Origin of the sequence: Pseudomonas sp. AL10 (assembly GCF_029960685.1) — a bacterium.
Classification (GTDB): Bacteria; Pseudomonadota; Gammaproteobacteria; order Pseudomonadales; family Pseudomonadaceae; genus Aquipseudomonas; species Aquipseudomonas lactis.
This window is the reverse complement of record NZ_JASBQZ010000013.1, coordinates 96,516-113,489: the sequence shown is the minus strand read 5'-3', so window position 1 is coordinate 113,489 and position 16,974 is coordinate 96,516. Positions and strand designations below refer to the sequence as shown.

Sequence of the window (16,974 nt, the reverse complement as noted above, 5' to 3'; positions counted from 1 at the left end):
TTTACACCTTCGCCACAAGTGGGCGACCAAGCAGGCCCTGGGGACGGAAAATCAGAATCACCACCAGCAGGGAGAAACTGAACACGTCTTTGTAGTCAGAGTTGATCAACCCCGAGAACAGCGACTCGGAAATACCGAGGATGATCCCACCGAGCATCGCCCCAGGCAGGGAACCGATGCCGCCGAGTACCGCTGCGGTAAACGCCTTGATGCCGATGATGAAGCCGGCATAGAAGTCGAAAGTGCCGTAGTTGAGGGTGATGAGCACGCCGGCCAGGGCGGCCATGGCGGCACCGATGACAAACACGTAGGAGATCACGCGGTCGGTGTTGATGCCCAGGATCGAGGCCATCTTGCGGTCTTGCTGGGTAGCACGGCACATGCGGCCCAGCTTGGTGTATTTGATGATGTAGGTGAGCAAGGCCATGCCGGCAAAAGCGGCGACCAGAATGAACACCTTGGTGTAGGTCAGTTGCACAAACCCGGTGCCGATATCGACACGCCAGGCGCCGGCCAGCAGGGTGGGAATGCCTTGTTGCTTGGCGCCCTGGGCGATCTGCGCGTAGTTCTGCAGGATCAGCGAGATACCGATGGCGCTGATCAGCGGTGCCAGGCGGGTGGAGTTACGCAGGGGTTTGTAGGCGACACGCTCAATCACCCAACCGTACACGCCGGTGACGACTACGGTGAAGATCAAAGTACCGAGAATGAGCAGCGGGAAGGATTCGATGCCGAAGTAAGCCAGCAGTGCCAGACTGATCGCCGCGAGGTAAGCGGAAATCATATAAACCTCGCCGTGGGCGAAGTTGATCATGCCAATGATGCCATAGACCATTGTGTAGCCGATGGCGATCAGGCCATAGACCGACCCGAGGGTCAGGCCGTTGACCAGTTGCTGCAGGAAAATACCATCCATAACGCAATCTCACGCGGTGAGCACCTGCACACCGGTGGGTGTGCGGCGCTTCTGGAGGAAAAGACAGGTTTGTTGCAATAGAGCAGGCAACCAGGCCCTCTGTGGGAGCTGGCTTGCCTGCGATAGCGGTTTCACATTCAACACAGGTGTTGGTATTGAGGCCGTCATCGCGGGCAAGCCCGGCTCCCACAGAGATCGAGGTGTTCAAGCCGTCGCGTTATTACTTCTGCTTTTCCAACTGATGGTATTTGCCGTCTTTGTCCCACTGGTAAACCACGTAGTCAGAGACTTTCAGATCGCCCTTGGCATCCCAGGCTTTTTCGCCCATGACGGTTTTAACCGGGTTAGCCTTCAACCACTTGGCCGCGTCTTCGCCCTTGTTGGACTTGGCACCGTTGAAGCCGGCGGCCAGGGCCTGGATCGAGGCGTAGGCGTAGAGGGTGTAGCCTTCTGGCTCGGTGCCGTTTTTGCGGAACTCTTCCACCACGGTCTTGCTGTCTGGCAGCAGGCGCGGGTCGGCGCCGAAGGTCATGTACACGCCATCGACGTACTGCGCACCACCTGCGGTGGACACCAGCTCGTCGGTGACCACGCCGTCATCGGACATGAACTTGACGTCTTTGAGGCCCGCTTCACGGATCTGGCGTACCAATGGGCCGGCTTCCGGATGCAGGCCGCCGAAGTACACGACGTCGGCGCCTAGGGAACGGATTTTGGTGACCAGGGCGCTGAAGTCTTTCTCGCCACGGGTCAGGCCCTCTTCCAGCACCGGCTTGACGCCGCGCTTGGTCAGTTGGGCTGCGGTGGCGTCGGCCAGGCCTTTGCCGTAGGTGTCCTTGTCGTTGATCACCGCGACTTTCTTGCCCTTGAGCACATCGACGATGTAGTCGCCGGCGACGATGCCTTGCTGGTCGTCACGCCCGCACATGCGGAACATGGCGCCCAGGCCGCGTTCGGTCACTTGTGGGTTGGTGGAGCCTGGGGTGATGGCGATGATGCCTGCTTCGTCGTAAACCTCCGACGCCGGGATGGTGTTGGATGAGCAGAAGTGCCCGACCACACCGATCACTTTGTCCTGGTCGGCCAGGCGGTTGGCCACGGCCACGGCCTGCTTGGGTTCACAGGCGTCATCGCCCGCCACCAGCTTGATCTGCTCGCCGTTGATGCCGCCGGCCTTGTTGATAACGTCGGCTGCCGCCTGGGCACCCTTCATGTACTGCTCACCGAAAGCGGCGTTGGCACCCGTCATCGGGCCCGCCACACCAATTTTCACATCAGCTTGAACAAACGTAGAAACACCCAGCGCCGCAGCAACGGCGAGGGCCAGAAAACCTTTCTTGTAAAACGTCTGGGACATGAGTGGTGCTCCGATATTTTTGATTTTTGGCACGACAACTTGCATTCAAACCTTTCACCGAAAGCTCAGAGCAAGCCGCGTGCCATTACGTTTTTATTCTTCAAAAAGACACGGTGTCATTGTTATTACAGGCGTTTCGACGCCTTTTGCCAGGACGTGCAACCGTCTAGCGTCTACGGGTGCAACCAGCACTGCAAAAAAGTACAACCCTGGTAGGTCGCACCTGCAACCACAGGCATAAACGACAGTTCCTACAGCTGTAACAATGTGCGTAACGGAACTGCACATTTACAGTGCGTGATTGCTACGACTTGCACCAATACAGATGGGTAGCCTGCTAAGAAAACGCAGGCTTCTGAGGAGTATTTCGCTGATCAGATCACGATCCTCAGGCATTGCCCGGCGTGATAGAGCGAGAAGCCGGCTTCATACAGGCAACTGCGCAGGCCCACAGCGGCCAGAGGTTGCATAGGGGCAAAAGGGATCGGTAAGGCTTGGGGGTCCTGGTGACACAGGTAGTCGGCAAACGCCTTGCCCACTACGCTGCCGGTGGTCACCCCGCGCCCGTTATAACCGGTAACCGCCACCAGGCCGGGGGCCGGTTCGAACAGGCGCATCAAGTGGTCGGGGGTGAACGCGATGCAGCCGGTCCAGGTGAATTCCCATTGCACCGGTTTGAGGTACGGGAAGTAGTGTTGCTGCACCCGATCGGCCCACGCTTTGAGAAACCATGCCGGTTTCTGGTTGCCATTGCCCAGGCTGCCGAGCAACAGGCGGCCATCGGCATCGCGGCGAATACTGCTCAGGACCTGGCGGGTGTCCCATGAGCCTTGGCCGCCGGGGAGGATTTGCTTGGCCGCGTCATCGGTCAGCGGCGCCGAGGCCACCTGGTAGTAATAGCCGGGGAAGAAGTTACGCCGCAGCTCGGTCCATTCGCCCTCGGTGTAAGCATTGGAGGCGATCACCACCTGCGCGGCCTGCACCGCGCCCTCGGCAGTCTGTACCGACCAATCGGCGCCTTGGCGCTCAAGCTGGGTGACCGGCGAATGATCGAACAATTGCCCGCCCAGCCCCACGGCGGCATTCGCCAACCCCGTGGTATAGGCCATGGGGTTCAAGGTGCCGGCGCGCCGATCCAGCAATGCGGCGGCGATTTTGCGGGTACCGGTGGCGTGCTCGCAGGCCTGGCCGGTGAGTAACTCAACCGGCGCGCCACGGCGTTTCCACTGCTGCTCACGGCTGCGCAAGTCCGCCTCGCCACGGGCGTTGTGCGCCATGTGCAAGGTGCCTTCACGGCGCAATTGGCAGTCGATGTTGTACTTGTCGATCAGGCTGAACACCAGGGACGGCGCCGCACCCAACATGCGGTTGAGCTGGCTGCCCACCGCCGTACCGAAACCGGCCTCGATCTCGTCCGGTGGAATCCACAGGCCGGCATTGACCAGCCCGACGTTGCGCCCCGAACCGCCGTGGCCGGTGCGATGGGCCTCCAGTACGGCGACGCTTTTACCCTGTTCCAGCAAATGAATGGCCGCCGACAAACCGGTGATGCCGGCGCCGATCACGCACACATCCACCTTGACCGCGCCCTTGAGCGCGGCTCGGTTCGGGCGGCCTGGGGTGAGGTGTTCCCATAAACATGTTTCGCGCAGTGCCATTGCCAGACTCCGGGATGAATTCACCACCGCTCGTTCCCACGCTCTGCGTGGGAATGTAGCCTTGGACGCTCCGCGTCCGCATTGTCGTGACGCGGAGCGTCACAGAATGCGTTCCCACGCAGAGCGTGGGAACGATCAGTCTGGTCAGTCGAACGTGATGCCTTGTGCCAACGGCAGTTCCAGCGAGTAGTTCACAGTATTGGTTTGCCGGCGCATATACCCGCGCCACGCATCCGAGCCCGATTCACGCCCGCCGCCGGTTTCTTTTTCACCCCCGAACGCGCCACCGATCTCCGCGCCGCTCGGGCCGATGTTGACGTTGGCGATGCCACAGTCGCTGCCCACCGCCGACATGAACTGCTCGGCCTCACGCACGTCGGTGGTGAAGATGCAGGACGACAAGCCTTGCGGCACGGCGTTGTTCAGGCGCAGGGCTTCGGCGAAGTCGGTGTAGCCGACCACGTAAAGAATCGGCGCGAAGGTTTCGCTGCACACCACGTCGCTTTGCTCGGGCATTTCCACGATGGCCGGCGATACGTAATAGGCGTTGGGGAATGTGTCTTGCAGTTGGCGCTTGCCGCCGAACACCTTGCCGCCTTCGCTCAAGGCTTGCTCAAGGGCGTCCTGCATGTTGTCGAAGCTGTGCTTGTCGATCAGCGGGCCGATCAGGTTGCCTTCCAGCGGGTGGCCGATGCGCACCTTGGAATAGGCGGCCTTGAGGCGGGTGACGATTTCTTCCTTGACCGACTCATGGGCGATCAGCCGACGCAGGGTGGTGCAGCGTTGGCCGGCGGTGCCCACTGCGCTGAACAGGATGGCGCGTACGGCCATGTCCAGGTCGGCGCTTGGGCCGAGGATCATCGCGTTGTTGCCGCCCAGCTCAAGAATGCTGCGGGCGAAACGCGCGGCGACTTTGGGTGCCACTTCACGGCCCATGCGCGTGCTGCCGGTGGCGCTGATCAGGGCGACGCGCGGGTCATCCACCAGCGCAGCGCCGGCGTCGCGGCCGCCAATGATCACTTGGCTGAGATACTCAGGGGCACCGTCGAATTTTTTCAGTACGCGCTCGAACAAGGCCTGGCAGGCCAGTGCGGTGAGCGGGGTCTTTTCCGACGGTTTCCAGATCACAGCGTTGCCGCACACCAAGGCCAGCGCAGTGTTCCACGCCCACACGGCCACCGGGAAGTTGAAGGCGCTGATCACGCCGACCACGCCCAGCGGGTGCCAGGTTTCGCGCATATGGTGGCCTGGGCGCTCGGAGGCGATGGTCAAGCCGTACAGCTGACGCGACAGGCCCACGGCGAAGTCGCAGATGTCGATCATTTCCTGCACTTCACCCAAGCCTTCCTGGGTGATTTTGCCGGCCTCCCAGGAAACGAGTTCACCCAGGTCGGCCTTGTATTCGCGCAATACGTCGCCGAACTGGCGCACCAGCTCGCCACGTCGCGGTGCCGGCACCTTGCGCCAGGCCTCGAATGCATGCTCGGCGCGACTGACCTGTTGCTCCACCTCGGCGGCGCCTTCCCAATGGACACTGCCGATACGGCTGCCATCAATCGGTGAATGCACGGGTTGTTTCCCGGCCTGGTACAGCGCCGGGTTTACCCCGAGACGATCAAGCAATGCGGCAACCATGGGTCACTCCTTCAAATCTGCATACAAAAATTCGCGCCGCAATACGCACGGCGATCCTGGCCCTATTTGTAGCTGGCCCAAGACTTGCCAACAAACGACGATTAGGCGAGATATCATTCCCTTTATTCATGCAAAGAATAAAAAGAGGCATGCCGTGCTGAACAAAAGACATTTGCCCTCGATCACCGCCCTGCAGTGTTTCGAAGCGGCCACCCGCCACCTGAGCTTCACCCGCGCCGCCGAGGAACTGAACCTCACCCAAAGCGCGGTGAGCAAACAGGTGGCTCAGTTGGAAGAACTGTTGCAACACCTGCTGTTTCGCCGCGTGCGCCGGCGCTTGCAGATGACCCCGGCGGGCGACCTGTACCTGGTGGAAGTGCGCAAGATCCTCACCCAAGTGGAAATGTCCACCCACTACCTGCGCTCCTACGGCGGCGAAACCGAAGTGCTGCGTGTGTCCACGCCCTACACCTTCGGCGCGCGCTGGCTGGTGCCGCGCCTCAAGGGATGGCGTTTGCGCCACCCGCAGATCCACCTGGACCTGTGCAATGAACAGGCCCCGGACGAATTGCTGCAAGGCAAGGCCGACATGGCGTTCTACTTCGGCCAGGGCGCACGCCCTGGCACCGAGAGCCTGAAACTGTTCAGTGAAGAGCTGGTACCGGTGTGTTCGCCCGACAGCCTCCCCGCCGAGCCCTTCACCGACCCCACGCAACTGAGCGAGCTGGTGCTGCTGCAAAACGCCTCGCGGCCTCAGGGCTGGCATGACTGGTTCGCCAGCCAGGGCTTTCATACCGAGCACAGTTACCACGGGCCGCGGTTCGACACGTTCTACATGTGCATCCGTGCGGCGCAGGTGGGGTGCGGCGTGGCGCTGTTGCCGCGCTTTCTGGTGGAGGAGGAATTGGCCGAGGGCAAGCTGGTGATTCCCTGGCAGCATGGGATGCCCAGCCAGGATGCTTATTACCTGGCGTATCCTGAGCATTCGGCGGAGGTGCCCAAGGTGCGCGAATTTGTGAAGTGGATGATGGAGCAGGTGCTTTAGCGCCTGGAGAATCGCCATCGCAGGCAAGCCAGCTCCCACCGTTTGGAACGCATTTCAAAGGTGGGAGCTGGCTTGCCTGCGATGGCGCCAGTGGCCTTACTGAAAAAATCACTGGCAATCCCCCACAGGTCTATGCGCCACTAACCCCCTTCCTCAATTGCGCGTAAAGGCCGGCCTCCATCGCCGACCCGTCTGGAGATTCCCGTTATGAGCGAGAGTGTGTTTGCCGATCGCATCGTGCAGAACCTGCTCGACACCGACTTCTACAAGCTGACCATGATGCAGGCGGTGCTGCACAACTACCCGAACGTGGAAGTTGAATGGGAGTTTCGTTGCCGTAACAGTGAAGACCTGCGCCCTTACCTGGCGGAGATCCGTTACCAGATCGAGCGCCTCGCCGAGCTGAGCCTGAGCCCCGATCAACTGGGGTTCCTGGAACGCATCAGCTTTATGAAGCCGGATTTTCTGCGCTTCCTCGGGCTGTTTCGCTTCAACCTGCGGTATGTGCAAACCGGCATCGAGAACGGCGAGTTGTTTATCCGCCTGCGCGGACCGTGGCTGCATGTGATCCTGTTTGAAGTGCCGATGCTGGCCATCGTCAGCGAGGTGCGTAACCGCTACCGCTACCAGACCGTGATCCTTGAACAGGCCCGCGAGCAGCTGTATCGCAAGTTCGACTGGCTGACCGCCAATGCCAGCAGCGACGAGCTGTCGGAGCTGCAAGTGGCGGATTTCGGCACGCGCCGGCGCTTTTCCTACCGGGTGCAAGAGGAAGTGGTCAGCGTGCTCAAGCACGATTTCCCTGGGCGCTTTGTCGGCACCAGCAACGTGCACCTGGCGCGCGAATTCGATATGAAGCCGCTGGGCACCATGGCCCATGAGTGGATCATGGCCCACCAGCAACTCGGCCCGCGCCTGATCGACAGCCAGATCGCCGCCCTTGATTGTTGGGTGCGCGAGTACCGTGGCCTGCTGGGTATCGCCCTCACCGATTGCATCACCACCGACGCGTTCCTGGGCGACTTCGACTTGTACTTCGCCAAGCTGTTCGACGGCCTGCGCCATGACTCCGGCGATCCAATCCAGTGGGCGGAAAAAGCCATCGCTCACTACCACAAGCTGGGCATCGAACCGATGAGCAAGACCCTGGTGTTCTCCGACAGTCTGACATTGCCCAAGGCGTTGGAAATATTCCGCGCATTGCGTGGTCGCATTAATGTGAGCTTTGGCATCGGCACCAACCTGACCTGTGATATTCCAGGGGTGGAACCGATGAGCATCGTGCTTAAAATGACCGCCTGCAATGGCCAGCCCGTCGCGAAGATCTCCGATGAAGCGGGCAAGACCCATTGCACCGACCCGAATTTTGTCGCCTATTTGCGTCACGTTTTCAAAGTACCTGCCCTATCCAGCAAGGAGTGAATCATGCAAGCCGTACAGCGTGAGATTGCGCAACAGCTCAAGGTGCAAGCCCCGTTCAAAGACCAGGCCGCACTCGAAGCCGAAGTTGCCCGGCGCGTGGCCTTTATCCAGGACTGCCTGCGCAATTCCGGGCTCAAGACCCTGGTGCTCGGCATCAGTGGCGGTGTCGATTCCCTGACCGCAGGCCTCTTGGCCCAACGTGCGATGCAGGAACTGCGCGCCAGCACCGGTGATGAGGCGTACCGTTTTATCGCCGTGCGCCTGCCCTACGAAACCCAGTTCGACGAACACGACGCCCAGGCTTGCGTGGACTTTATCGAGCCGGACGAACGCCACACCGTGAACATCGGCCCGGCAGTAAAAGCCCTGGCCAATGAAGTGGCCGCCTTTGAAGGCAAGGCCGCGGCGTCCCGTGACTTCGTGCTGGGCAATACCAAGGCGCGCATGCGCATGGTGGCCCAGTACACCATCGCCGGCGCGGCGGGCGGCCTGGTGATCGGCACCGACCATGCGGCAGAAGCGGTGATGGGCTTTTTCACCAAGTTCGGTGACGGGGCCTGTGACCTGGCGCCGTTGAGCGGGCTGGTGAAGCATCAGGTGCGGGCCATCGCCCGTCACTTTGGCGCGCCGGAATCGCTGGTGGAGAAGGTGCCGACCGCTGACCTGGAAGACCTGTCGCCGGGCAAGCCGGACGAGGCGTCACATGGGGTGACCTATGCCGAGATCGATGCGTTCCTGCAGGGTGAGCCGGTGCGTGAAGAGGCGTTCAAGATTATCTGCGATACCTATCGCAAGACTGAGCACAAGCGGGTGATGCCGTTTGCGCCTTGAGGTGAACCTGATCGTTTTACATTGATTGTCAGATCACCATCGCAGGCAAGCCAGCTCCCACACTTGACCGGATTCCAACATGGGAATGCGGTCGAATGTGGGAGCTGGCTTGCCTGCGATGAACGATAACGCGGTCTTACTTCAGAACCACAGCACCTTTCATCATCGAGATGTGGCCTGGGAACGAGCAGAAGAAGCTGTATTTCTCATCGGCCTTCAGCTTGGAGACGTCGAAGGTCACCGAGTCTTTCTCGCCAGCACCGATGATCTTGGTGTGGGCGATGATGCGCTCATCACCGGCTTTCAGGTAATCCTTGTCGATCCCCGCAGCCATACCGTCGGTTGCCACCGGTTGCATATTGGCGTCGGTGGTCAGCACCCAGTTATGCCCCATCACGTTTTTCGGCAGGTTGCCCGAGTGAGTCAGCTCAACGGTGAACTGCTTGCAGCTCTTGTCGATGGTGATTTCTTTGGTGTTGAAAGACATCTGGTCAGTGGAGTCGACAGTGACCTTGCACTCTGCAGCAAGCAACTGGCCGCTCGCCAGAGTCAGCAGGGAAACAGCAACGAGTTTGGCAAACATGTGAATCTCCAAGGCAGGGTTTTAAAAACGCGGATTGCGGTAAGGGTGCCTCAATCAGGCTTGAGTTCTTATGATCTGAATCAACAGATTGTATACAACTTTAGGCTATCAGCTTCATCAACACAATCAACCAGCCAAACTGCCGCACCCTGATTATGATCGGCCCATCACTCACGGGAGTTCATGCTATGCACCTTCATCACCTGTTCAACGGGCTTCTGGCTGCCTACGCCTGCGGTAAGTGAAAGCAAAGGGCACCCTGAAGCTGCTACCATGACGACCCGAGGCAGCTGCGCGCCGCCCACCCTCACCTTCGACCCTAGAGGATCGCCCATGGCCAAACCTAATTACTCCTTCGCCAAACGTCAGAGAGACTTGGCCAAGGAACAGAAGAAAGAGGAAAAGCTGCAACGCAAGAAAGCCGCTGCAGACGAAGAAGCCGGTGCGCTGAACCCGGATGTCGAAGGTGAAGCGGCAACTGACGAGACCGAAACCCCGAAAGACCCAGCTGAATGATCGTTCCCACGCTCCGCGTGGGAATGCAGCCCCGGACGCTCCCCGTCCCGCACCAGGCTTGAAGCCAGCGCAAGGGTGACGCAGAGCGTCACAGCAGGCATTCCCACGCAGAGCGTGGGAATGATCGTTTTTCATTCCAGCGGCATCACCGTCACCCGCACCTCCGGGTCGTGGCTGCCTCCCCCCAGAATCACCCCCCGCAACGGCGACACATCGGAAAAGTCCCGGCCCCAGGCCAGGGTGATGTGCTCCAGCGCCGGCTGCACATTGTTGGTCGGGTCAAAATCCACCCAGCCTGATACCGGGCAAAACACCGAGACCCACGCATGGGACGCATCCGCGCCAATCAGCCGTGGTTGGCCGGGCGGTGGCTGGGTGAGCAGGTAGCCGCTGATATAGCGCGCCGCCAGGCCACGGGAACGCAGGCAGGCAAGCATCAGGTGAGCGAAGTCCTGGCACACGCCGCGACGGCGCTCCAGCACTTCCACCAGCGGTGTGGCGACCTGGGTGGCTTCGGCATCGAAGGTAAATTCGCTGAAGATCTTCTCCATCAATGCCTGCGTGCCCAGCAGTAAAGGCTCGCCGGGCGGGAAGCAGCTTTCGGAGAACTCGACGAAGGTTTTCTTCAGATGCACATAGGGCGACTCGAAGCGATAGCGGCAGGCTTCGATCAGCTCGGCGCTCAGGGGCTGGCTGCTGTAGGTCAGGCTGTCACGGGTGTGGTCCCAGGGCGGCGAGCGCTGGAAGTCCAGAGCGGGCCGCGCCAGCACTTCCACGGTGAGCCCGGCGTTCACCAGCAATTCATCATGGGGCCGTTCGAACGCCAAGCGAGTGATCGGGTTGCCGAACACGTCCAGTTCATCGCGGCGCGAGGTGGGTTCCGGGCTGATATCCAACTGCTGCCAGGTGCACTTCTGCCAGGCGCACGGCCTTGGCCAGAGGTGCGCCAGTTGCTGGGCCAGGGACACCGGGCTGTCGTAGTGGTAATGGGTATCGTGGAAAATCTGGTAGCGCGCGCTCATTACACCGACACCGTTTGTTGGCTGACATCATCCACGTGGGCAAAATGGCGCAGCGCCAGGCGATCCGATACCTGCCCGCTTTCATCGGCCACCGCTTGCAGCAAGTCGGCCAGACCATCCAGGGCGGCACGCACGCTGGTTTCGCCAAACAGGCCGTTCTCCAGGCAGCCCAGGTCAAAGCGCGCCAGGCGCTCGACCAAAGGCGCCAGCCCGGTTTCACGGGGCACGCCAAAATCATCATTGAGACGGCGCAGGGTGCGGCTCACCAACTTGAGCTGGAACAGCACCGCATGGGGGTTCTGCTCGTCGAGCAGCAGCAGGTCGAGCACCGGGATCAACTGCGGCACTGCCAGGTAGCGCGAGCGGTAGGTGATGCTGCTGTTGCCCAGCTCCAGCAACCATTCCAGCCCGGCCTGATCGAATACCGCCACGCCGCGCAGGAACGCCGCAAGGCTGCTGCTCAGAAATTGCAGACGCTCGATACGCCGGCCCATCATCAAGAAGCGCCAGCCTTCATCGCGGGTCATGTCGTCCAGGGCAAACCCCGACAGCGCCGCCAGGGACATCACTAAGCGGTTGAGAAAGTCGAGCAGCTCGCCAAAGTCCGCAGCGTCGCTTTCCAGCTCAATGGCTTCGCGTTGCAACTCCACCAGGGCCTGCCAGTTTTCCCGGGACAACTTACCGCGCACCTGGGACGCCGCCCACTGCAAGCGCTGCAAATTGGCGCGCAGGCTTGAAGGCCAGTCATCACCCAGCAAGGCCGCGAGCAGACGCTCAGGCAACTCGCCCTCCTCCGGCAGCAGGCGCAGGCTTTCGCCGAGTTCGACGGCGGCCTGCAACGCCAGCGGATCATCGCCATCGACATACCGCGCCAGCACTACGCGCAGCCAGCGCGCACTGTCATCGCAGCGCTCGCAGTAGCGACCGAACCAGAACAGGTTTTCCACCACGCGCGAGGGCAGATAGGGATCGCGGCGCACCAGGTCATAGGCGCCAATGGTGCGTTGGGCGCGCCACTGCTCGCCACCCGGCGCGCGTTCGCCGAGCACCCAGGTGTCTTTGCTCGCCCCGCCGCGTTGCATCGACACCACCTCGGCATCAGCGTCGGCCGCCACGCGGGTCAGGCCGCCGGGCAGCACCCGATAACCGTCATCACTGGCCACGGCGTAGACACGCATGCCGATGGCGCGGTGTTGCAGGTGGTCATCCACGGTGTGCCAGACCGGCGCCTGAGACAACTGCGCCAGCTCTTGGGCGACATAGGCATAGGGCCGCGCACGCATACGTTCGGCCAGGGCCTGACGCTGTTCATCATCAAGGTCGCGACCAAACACTGGCGCGAAACTTTGCGAGGGAAATGCCGGCTTGATCAGCAGCTCCGGGAGTTTTTCCAAGGCTTCGGCAAGCACCGGCGCTTCGCCGCACCACCAGGTGGCAATCGACGGCAGGATCAAAGCTTCACCGAATAAAAATTCGTTGATCTTGGGCAAAAAGCCCAGCAACCCCGGTGACTCCAGCACACCACTGCCCAAGGCATTGGCCACTAGCACATTGCCTTGGCGCACGGCGTCCAGCAGGCCCGGCACGCCGAGCGCCGAGTCGGTGCGCAGCTCCAGCGGGTCGCAGAAATCATCATCAAGGCGACGCATGATCGCGTGTACCCGGCGCAGGCCGCTGAGGGTTTTCAGGAACACGGTGCTGTCGCGCACGGTGAGGTCGCCGCCCTCGACCAAGGGGTAGCCGAGCTGGCGCGCCAGGTACAGGTGTTCGAAATAGCTTTCGTTGAAACGCCCCGGCGTGAGCAACACGATCAGTGGCGGCTGGTCATCGCCAGGGGCCTGGCGCGCCAGGGTTTCCTGCAACGTGCGAAAGAACCCGGTGAGGTGCTGCACCTGCATATCCCGGTAAAGGTCCGGGAAGGCGCGGGACACGATGGTGCGGTTTTCCAGGGCGTAGCCGGCGCCCGACGGGGCTTGGGTGCGGTCGGCGGTGACCCACCAGCGGCCATCCGGGGTGCGCGCCAGGTCGACCGCGTACAGATGCAGGAACGCACCGTCGGGCGGCTGGATACCCTGGCACGGCCACAGAAAATTGTTATGCCCGAACACCAGTTCGGCCGGCAGCAAGCCTTCCTTGATCAGGCGCTGCGGGCCATACAGGTCGGCCAGCACCGCATTGAGCAGGCGCGCACGCTGGGCGATGCCGGCCGACAGTTGCTGCCATTCCTCGGCGGCCAGCACATGGGGCAACAGGTCCAGCTCCCAGGGGCGATCGGCACCCTTGGGGTCGGCGTAGACGTTGTAAGTCACGCCGTTTTCCTGGATCTGGCGCGTCAGCAACGCTTGGCGCTGGGCCAGTTGTGCGGGCGTGCTGCGTTGCAGGTGATCGAACAAGCGCCGCCAATGGGCACGCACCGCGCCGCTGGCGTCCAGCAGTTCGTGATAGGTGCCCGCGGTCAGCGGGTAACGGTCGAGCAAGTCGGACATGGAACGCTCGGCAGAGGCAAGGGAAGTCAGGTTAACTCAAATTCACTGCGATCCAATGTGGGAGCTGGCTTGCCTGCGATAGCGGTGTATCAGTCACCAGAATAATCGACTGAACCACCGCTATCGCAGGCAAGCCAGCTCCCACACTTAAATCATGTTCATTCCTTATTTTTTTTGAAACGCCGCAAATCCAGCGTCATTGGCAATTCATCGTTTACCGTTACAGTCGGCACTGGCAGCTTGCCCGGGCTATGCCCCAAGCGGAAAAACCGCGCCATGCGCCGGCTCTCCGCCTCATTGGCATTCACCGGCAGGCTGTCGTAATTGCGCCCGCCCGGGTGCGCCACATGGTATTGGCAGCCACCCAACGAACGCTGCATCCAGGTGTCGAGCAGGTCAAATACCAGCGGCGCATGCACGGGGATGGTCGGTTGCAAGCAGTTGGCCGGTTGCCAGGCGCGGTAACGCACGCCCGCCACGAACTCGCCGACGCGGCCGGTCGCTTGCAGCGGCACCGGCACGCCATTGCAGGTCAGCAGGTAGCGTTGCGGTGGCAACCCGCTCAACTTCACTTGCAGGCGCTCCAGGGACGAATCCACATAGCGCACCGTGCCACCCACCGCCCCCTCCTCGCCCAGCACATGCCAAGGCTCCAAGGCCTGGCGCAGTTCCAGTTCGATACCGCTGACGGCGTAGTCGCCCACTTTGGGGAAACGGAACTCCAGATGCGCCGCGAACCATTCGGCACGCAGCGGGTAGCCAGCCGCGTTCAGCTCGACGATCACGTCGGCAAAGTCCTGCTCGATAAAGTGCGGCAACAGGAAACGGTCATGCAGCTCAGTGCCCCAGCGCGCCAGCTTCGGCGGCGCATAGGGCTCGCGCCAGAACCGCGCGACCAGCGCCCGCAGCAACAACTGCTGGGTCAGGCTCATGCGCGCATGGGGGGGCATTTCAAAGGCGCGCAGTTCCAGCAGCCCCAGGCGGCCAGTGGCGCCGTCGGGTGAGTAAAGTTTGTCGATACAGAATTCGGCGCGATGGGTATTGCCCGTCACGTCGATCAGCAGGTTGCGCAACAGGCGATCCACCAACCATGGCGGGCACTCCTCGCCCGGTGCCGGCATCTGCGCGAAGGCGATTTCCAGTTCATACAGCGCATCGTTGCGCGCCTCATCCACCCTGGGCGCCTGGGAGGTGGGGCCGATAAACAGACCGGAGAACAAATAGGACAACGACGGGTGGTTATGCCAGTAGCTGATCAGGCTGCGCAGCAGGTCGGGCCGGCGCAGGAAGGGCGAATCCTTGGGCGTCGCACCGCCCAGCACGAAGTGGTTACCGCCACCGGTGCCGGTATGGCGCCCGTCGATCATGAACTTCTCGGTGGTCAGGCGGGTTTGCCGGGCCTCTTCGTAGAGGAATTCGGTGCGTTCTACCAACTCGTCCCAGGTGGCGGACGGCTGTACGTTGACCTCGATGACACCAGGGTCTGGCGTCACTCGGAAATTGCTCAGGCGCGTATCCGCTGGCGGCTCGTAGCCTTCCAGCAGTACCGGGCAATGCAGCTCTTCGGCGGTGGCCTCAATGGCAGTCACCAGCTCCAGGTAATCCTCGACGCGCTCCAGCGGCGGCATAAACAGATACAGGCGCCCTTCCCGTGCTTCGGCGCACAGCGCGGTACGGGTCAGCCAGTCGGCGGACTCGTCAATCTTGGGCACACGATCATCAACCGGCGCGGGCTCGCCATGGTTTTGCAACTGGGCGCTGGTCGGCAGATCCGGCTGATCCTGGTTAGGGTCGGTCGGATGCACAAACGGATACTCCGCCGCAGTCACCCAGGGCTGCGAGGCGAGCGGCAGGCGATAGCCCAGCGGCGAATCCCCCGGCACCAGGCGGCAATGGTTATCGCGCAGGTACCAACGCCCACTCTGCCAGCGGTCATTGGCCGCAGTACGTGCCAGCGGCAGCACCTGGCCGATGACTTTATCCAGGCCCTGGCTGAACACTTTACGCAGGCGTTCACGCTCCAGGTCATCGCTCAGGCGCGGGTCCTGGGCAGTGACGTTCTGGGGCAGCGCCCCTTCGCGCCATAGGTAGTAGAAATTGTCTTCGAACGCCGGGAACACAAAGCGCGCCGGTAGTTTGAGGCGCTCGGCGACGCTGGCCAGGAAACGCCCGGCCATCACCCCATCGGCGCCATAGTCCTCTTGCTCATCGGCAATCAGCGCACTGTTGTGCCAGATCGGCACGCCGTCGCGGCGCCAGTAGCAATTGAGCGACCAGCGCGGCAGTTGCTCGCCGGGGTACCACTTGCCTTGGCCGAAATGCACCAGGCCCTTGGGCGCATAGTGCTGGCGCAGGCGCTGGAACAGCTCGGCCGACAGGCGACGCTTGTCCGGGCCCAGGGCTGCGGTGTTCCACTCGGCGCCGTCTGGGTCGTCGATAGAAACGAAGGTCGGTTCGCCGCCCATGGTCAGGCGTACGTCGTCCTTGAGCAGGTCGCCATCAATCTGCCAGCCCAGGGCCTGGATCGCCAGCCATTGTTCTTCGGTATAGGGCTTGGTCACCCGTGGCGCTTCCCAAATGCGCTCCACCGACATCTCGTGGGTGAATTCGCACTCGCACGGCTCCACCAACCCACTGATCGGCGCGGCGGACGATGGATCGGGACTGCAGGCCAAAGGGATGTGCCCTTCACCGGCAAACAACCCGGACGTGGCATCCAGGCCAATCCAGCCAGCGCCGGGCAAATACACTTCACACCAGGCGTGCAGGTCGGTGAAATCCACCTCGGTACCGGACGGGCCGTCGAGGGCTTTGACGTCGGCGGTGAGCTGGATCAGGTAACCGGAGACAAATCGCGCCGCCAACCCGAGGTTGCGCAGCAATTGCACCAGTAACCAGGCCGAGTCGCGGCAGGAGCCGGACGCATTTTCCAGCGTGAATTCCGGGGTTTGCACGCCCGGTTCCATGCGAATCAGGTACCCAATATCGGCGGCCAGGCGCTGATTGAGGCCTACCAGGAAATCCACAGCAGGCAACGGCGTGCGGTCGATACCGGCCAGGTAGGCGGCAAACCTTGGCGTCAGCGGCAAGGTTTCCAGGTACGGCGCCAGCTCGCGCTGCTCATCGGCGGCGTAGCTGAACGGGATATTTTCGGCGTAGGGCTCCAGGAAAAAATCGAACGGATTGAACACCGCCATCTCGGCGACTAAGTCGACTTCGACGCGCAACTCGTCAGTCTTTTCCGGGAATACCAGGCGCGCCAGGTAATTACCCTGAGGGTCTTGCTGCCAGTTGATGAAATGCTGCTCCGGCAGCACTTTCAGCGCGTAGGACAAAATCCGCGTACGGCTATGGGCCGCCGGGCGTAGCCGAACGATCTGTGGGCCGAGTTCAACAGCACGGTCGTAGCGGTAATGCGTAACGTGGTGCAACGCGACATAAATCGACACGGCGGCCTCCTGCGAGCCAGGGCATAAGCACAACGCGCGCAAGACTTATGCCAC

At 61.6% G+C, this 16,974-nt stretch carries 12 protein-coding genes; 4 read left to right on the top strand and 8 right to left on the bottom strand.

Going from position 1 to position 16,974, the window contains the following annotated elements; translation table 11 throughout:
• Nucleotide 1 precedes the first annotated feature (1 nt).
• The 4 genes from QK296_RS15045 to QK296_RS15030 all read right to left on the bottom strand — a co-directional run bounded on the left by QK296_RS15045 (nt 2) and on the right by QK296_RS15030 (nt 5,566).
• Nucleotides 2–916, bottom strand: coding sequence for a branched-chain amino acid ABC transporter permease (locus QK296_RS15045; protein WP_003188099.1), 915 nt, complete (start codon nt 914–916; stop codon nt 2–4).
• A 220-nt stretch (nt 917–1,136) separates the two neighbouring features.
• Entirely contained in the window at nt 1,137–2,273 is a 1,137-nt protein-coding gene (locus QK296_RS15040; protein WP_003188098.1) for a branched-chain amino acid ABC transporter substrate-binding protein, read from the bottom strand.
• Between the two features lie 374 nt (nt 2,274–2,647).
• Nucleotides 2,648–3,931: an FAD-binding oxidoreductase gene (locus tag QK296_RS15035; RefSeq protein WP_034134768.1), complete on the bottom strand. Its 1,284-nt coding sequence runs from the start codon at nt 3,929–3,931 to the stop codon at nt 2,648–2,650.
• Nucleotides 3,932–4,075: 144 nt separating this feature from the next.
• On the bottom strand, nt 4,076–5,566 hold the full coding sequence (locus QK296_RS15030) for an aldehyde dehydrogenase family protein (protein ID WP_003188096.1): 1,491 nt from the start codon (nt 5,564–5,566) through the stop codon (nt 4,076–4,078).
• Nucleotides 5,567–5,720: 154 nt separating this feature from the next.
• Between QK296_RS15030 and QK296_RS15025 the strand changes: the two genes are divergently transcribed.
• The 3 genes from QK296_RS15025 to nadE all read left to right on the top strand — a co-directional run bounded on the left by QK296_RS15025 (nt 5,721) and on the right by nadE (nt 8,864).
• Nucleotides 5,721–6,611 (top strand): LysR family transcriptional regulator, encoded by an 891-nt coding sequence (locus tag QK296_RS15025; RefSeq protein ID WP_003188095.1) that lies wholly within the window; start codon nt 5,721–5,723, stop codon nt 6,609–6,611.
• A gap of 207 nt (nt 6,612–6,818) precedes the next feature.
• Nucleotides 6,819–8,033, top strand: coding sequence for a nicotinate phosphoribosyltransferase (gene pncB, locus QK296_RS15020; protein ID WP_003188094.1), 1,215 nt, complete (start codon nt 6,819–6,821; stop codon nt 8,031–8,033).
• A gap of 3 nt (nt 8,034–8,036) precedes the next feature.
• Complete coding sequence (gene nadE, locus QK296_RS15015; RefSeq protein WP_034134766.1) at nt 8,037–8,864, top strand: ammonia-dependent NAD(+) synthetase; 828 nt, start codon at nt 8,037–8,039, stop codon at nt 8,862–8,864.
• Between the two features lie 136 nt (nt 8,865–9,000).
• Here nadE and azu read toward each other — a convergent pair whose 3' ends face one another.
• Complete coding sequence (gene azu, locus QK296_RS15010; RefSeq protein ID WP_034134765.1) at nt 9,001–9,447, bottom strand: azurin; 447 nt, start codon at nt 9,445–9,447, stop codon at nt 9,001–9,003.
• Nucleotides 9,448–9,780: 333 nt separating this feature from the next.
• On the opposite strand from azu, the gene QK296_RS15005 reads away from it, so the two are divergent.
• Nucleotides 9,781–9,963 (top strand): hypothetical protein, encoded by a 183-nt coding sequence (locus QK296_RS15005; protein WP_003188090.1) that lies wholly within the window; start codon nt 9,781–9,783, stop codon nt 9,961–9,963.
• 131 nt (nt 9,964–10,094) lie between these two features.
• Here the strand turns inward: QK296_RS15005 and QK296_RS15000 are convergent, their stop codons facing one another.
• The 3 genes from QK296_RS15000 to QK296_RS14990 form a co-directional block, all read right to left on the bottom strand.
• Nucleotides 10,095–10,985 (bottom strand): transglutaminase family protein, encoded by an 891-nt coding sequence (locus QK296_RS15000; protein ID WP_003188089.1) that lies wholly within the window; start codon nt 10,983–10,985, stop codon nt 10,095–10,097.
• The gene (locus QK296_RS14995; RefSeq protein WP_282391060.1) at nt 10,985–13,471 is read right to left on the bottom strand and encodes a circularly permuted type 2 ATP-grasp protein; all 2,487 of its coding nucleotides are present in this window, start codon (nt 13,469–13,471) and stop codon (nt 10,985–10,987) included. Before QK296_RS14995 ends, QK296_RS15000 begins: the two co-directional genes overlap by 1 nt.
• Nucleotides 13,472–13,629: 158 nt before the next feature.
• Nucleotides 13,630–16,920 (bottom strand): transglutaminase family protein, encoded by a 3,291-nt coding sequence (locus QK296_RS14990; protein WP_282391059.1) that lies wholly within the window; start codon nt 16,918–16,920, stop codon nt 13,630–13,632.
• Nucleotides 16,921–16,974: the final 54 nt, after the last annotated feature.

Coding starts and splice junctions, on each gene's coding strand:
- azu (WP_034134765.1), bottom strand. CDS start 9,447: ATGTTTGCCAAACTCGTTGCTGTTTCCCTGCTGACTCTGGCGAGCGGC.
- pncB (WP_003188094.1), top strand. CDS start 6,819: ATGAGCGAGAGTGTGTTTGCCGATCGCATCGTGCAGAACCTGCTCGAC.
- QK296_RS15040 (WP_003188098.1), bottom strand. CDS start 2,273: ATGTCCCAGACGTTTTACAAGAAAGGTTTTCTGGCCCTCGCCGTTGCT.
- QK296_RS15030 (WP_003188096.1), bottom strand. CDS start 5,566: ATGGTTGCCGCATTGCTTGATCGTCTCGGGGTAAACCCGGCGCTGTAC.
- QK296_RS15035 (WP_034134768.1), bottom strand. CDS start 3,931: ATGGCACTGCGCGAAACATGTTTATGGGAACACCTCACCCCAGGCCGC.
- nadE (WP_034134766.1), top strand. CDS start 8,037: ATGCAAGCCGTACAGCGTGAGATTGCGCAACAGCTCAAGGTGCAAGCC.
- QK296_RS15000 (WP_003188089.1), bottom strand. CDS start 10,985: ATGAGCGCGCGCTACCAGATTTTCCACGATACCCATTACCACTACGAC.
- QK296_RS15005 (WP_003188090.1), top strand. CDS start 9,781: ATGGCCAAACCTAATTACTCCTTCGCCAAACGTCAGAGAGACTTGGCC.
- QK296_RS14995 (WP_282391060.1), bottom strand. CDS start 13,471: ATGTCCGACTTGCTCGACCGTTACCCGCTGACCGCGGGCACCTATCAC.
- QK296_RS15045 (WP_003188099.1), bottom strand. CDS start 916: ATGGATGGTATTTTCCTGCAGCAACTGGTCAACGGCCTGACCCTCGGG.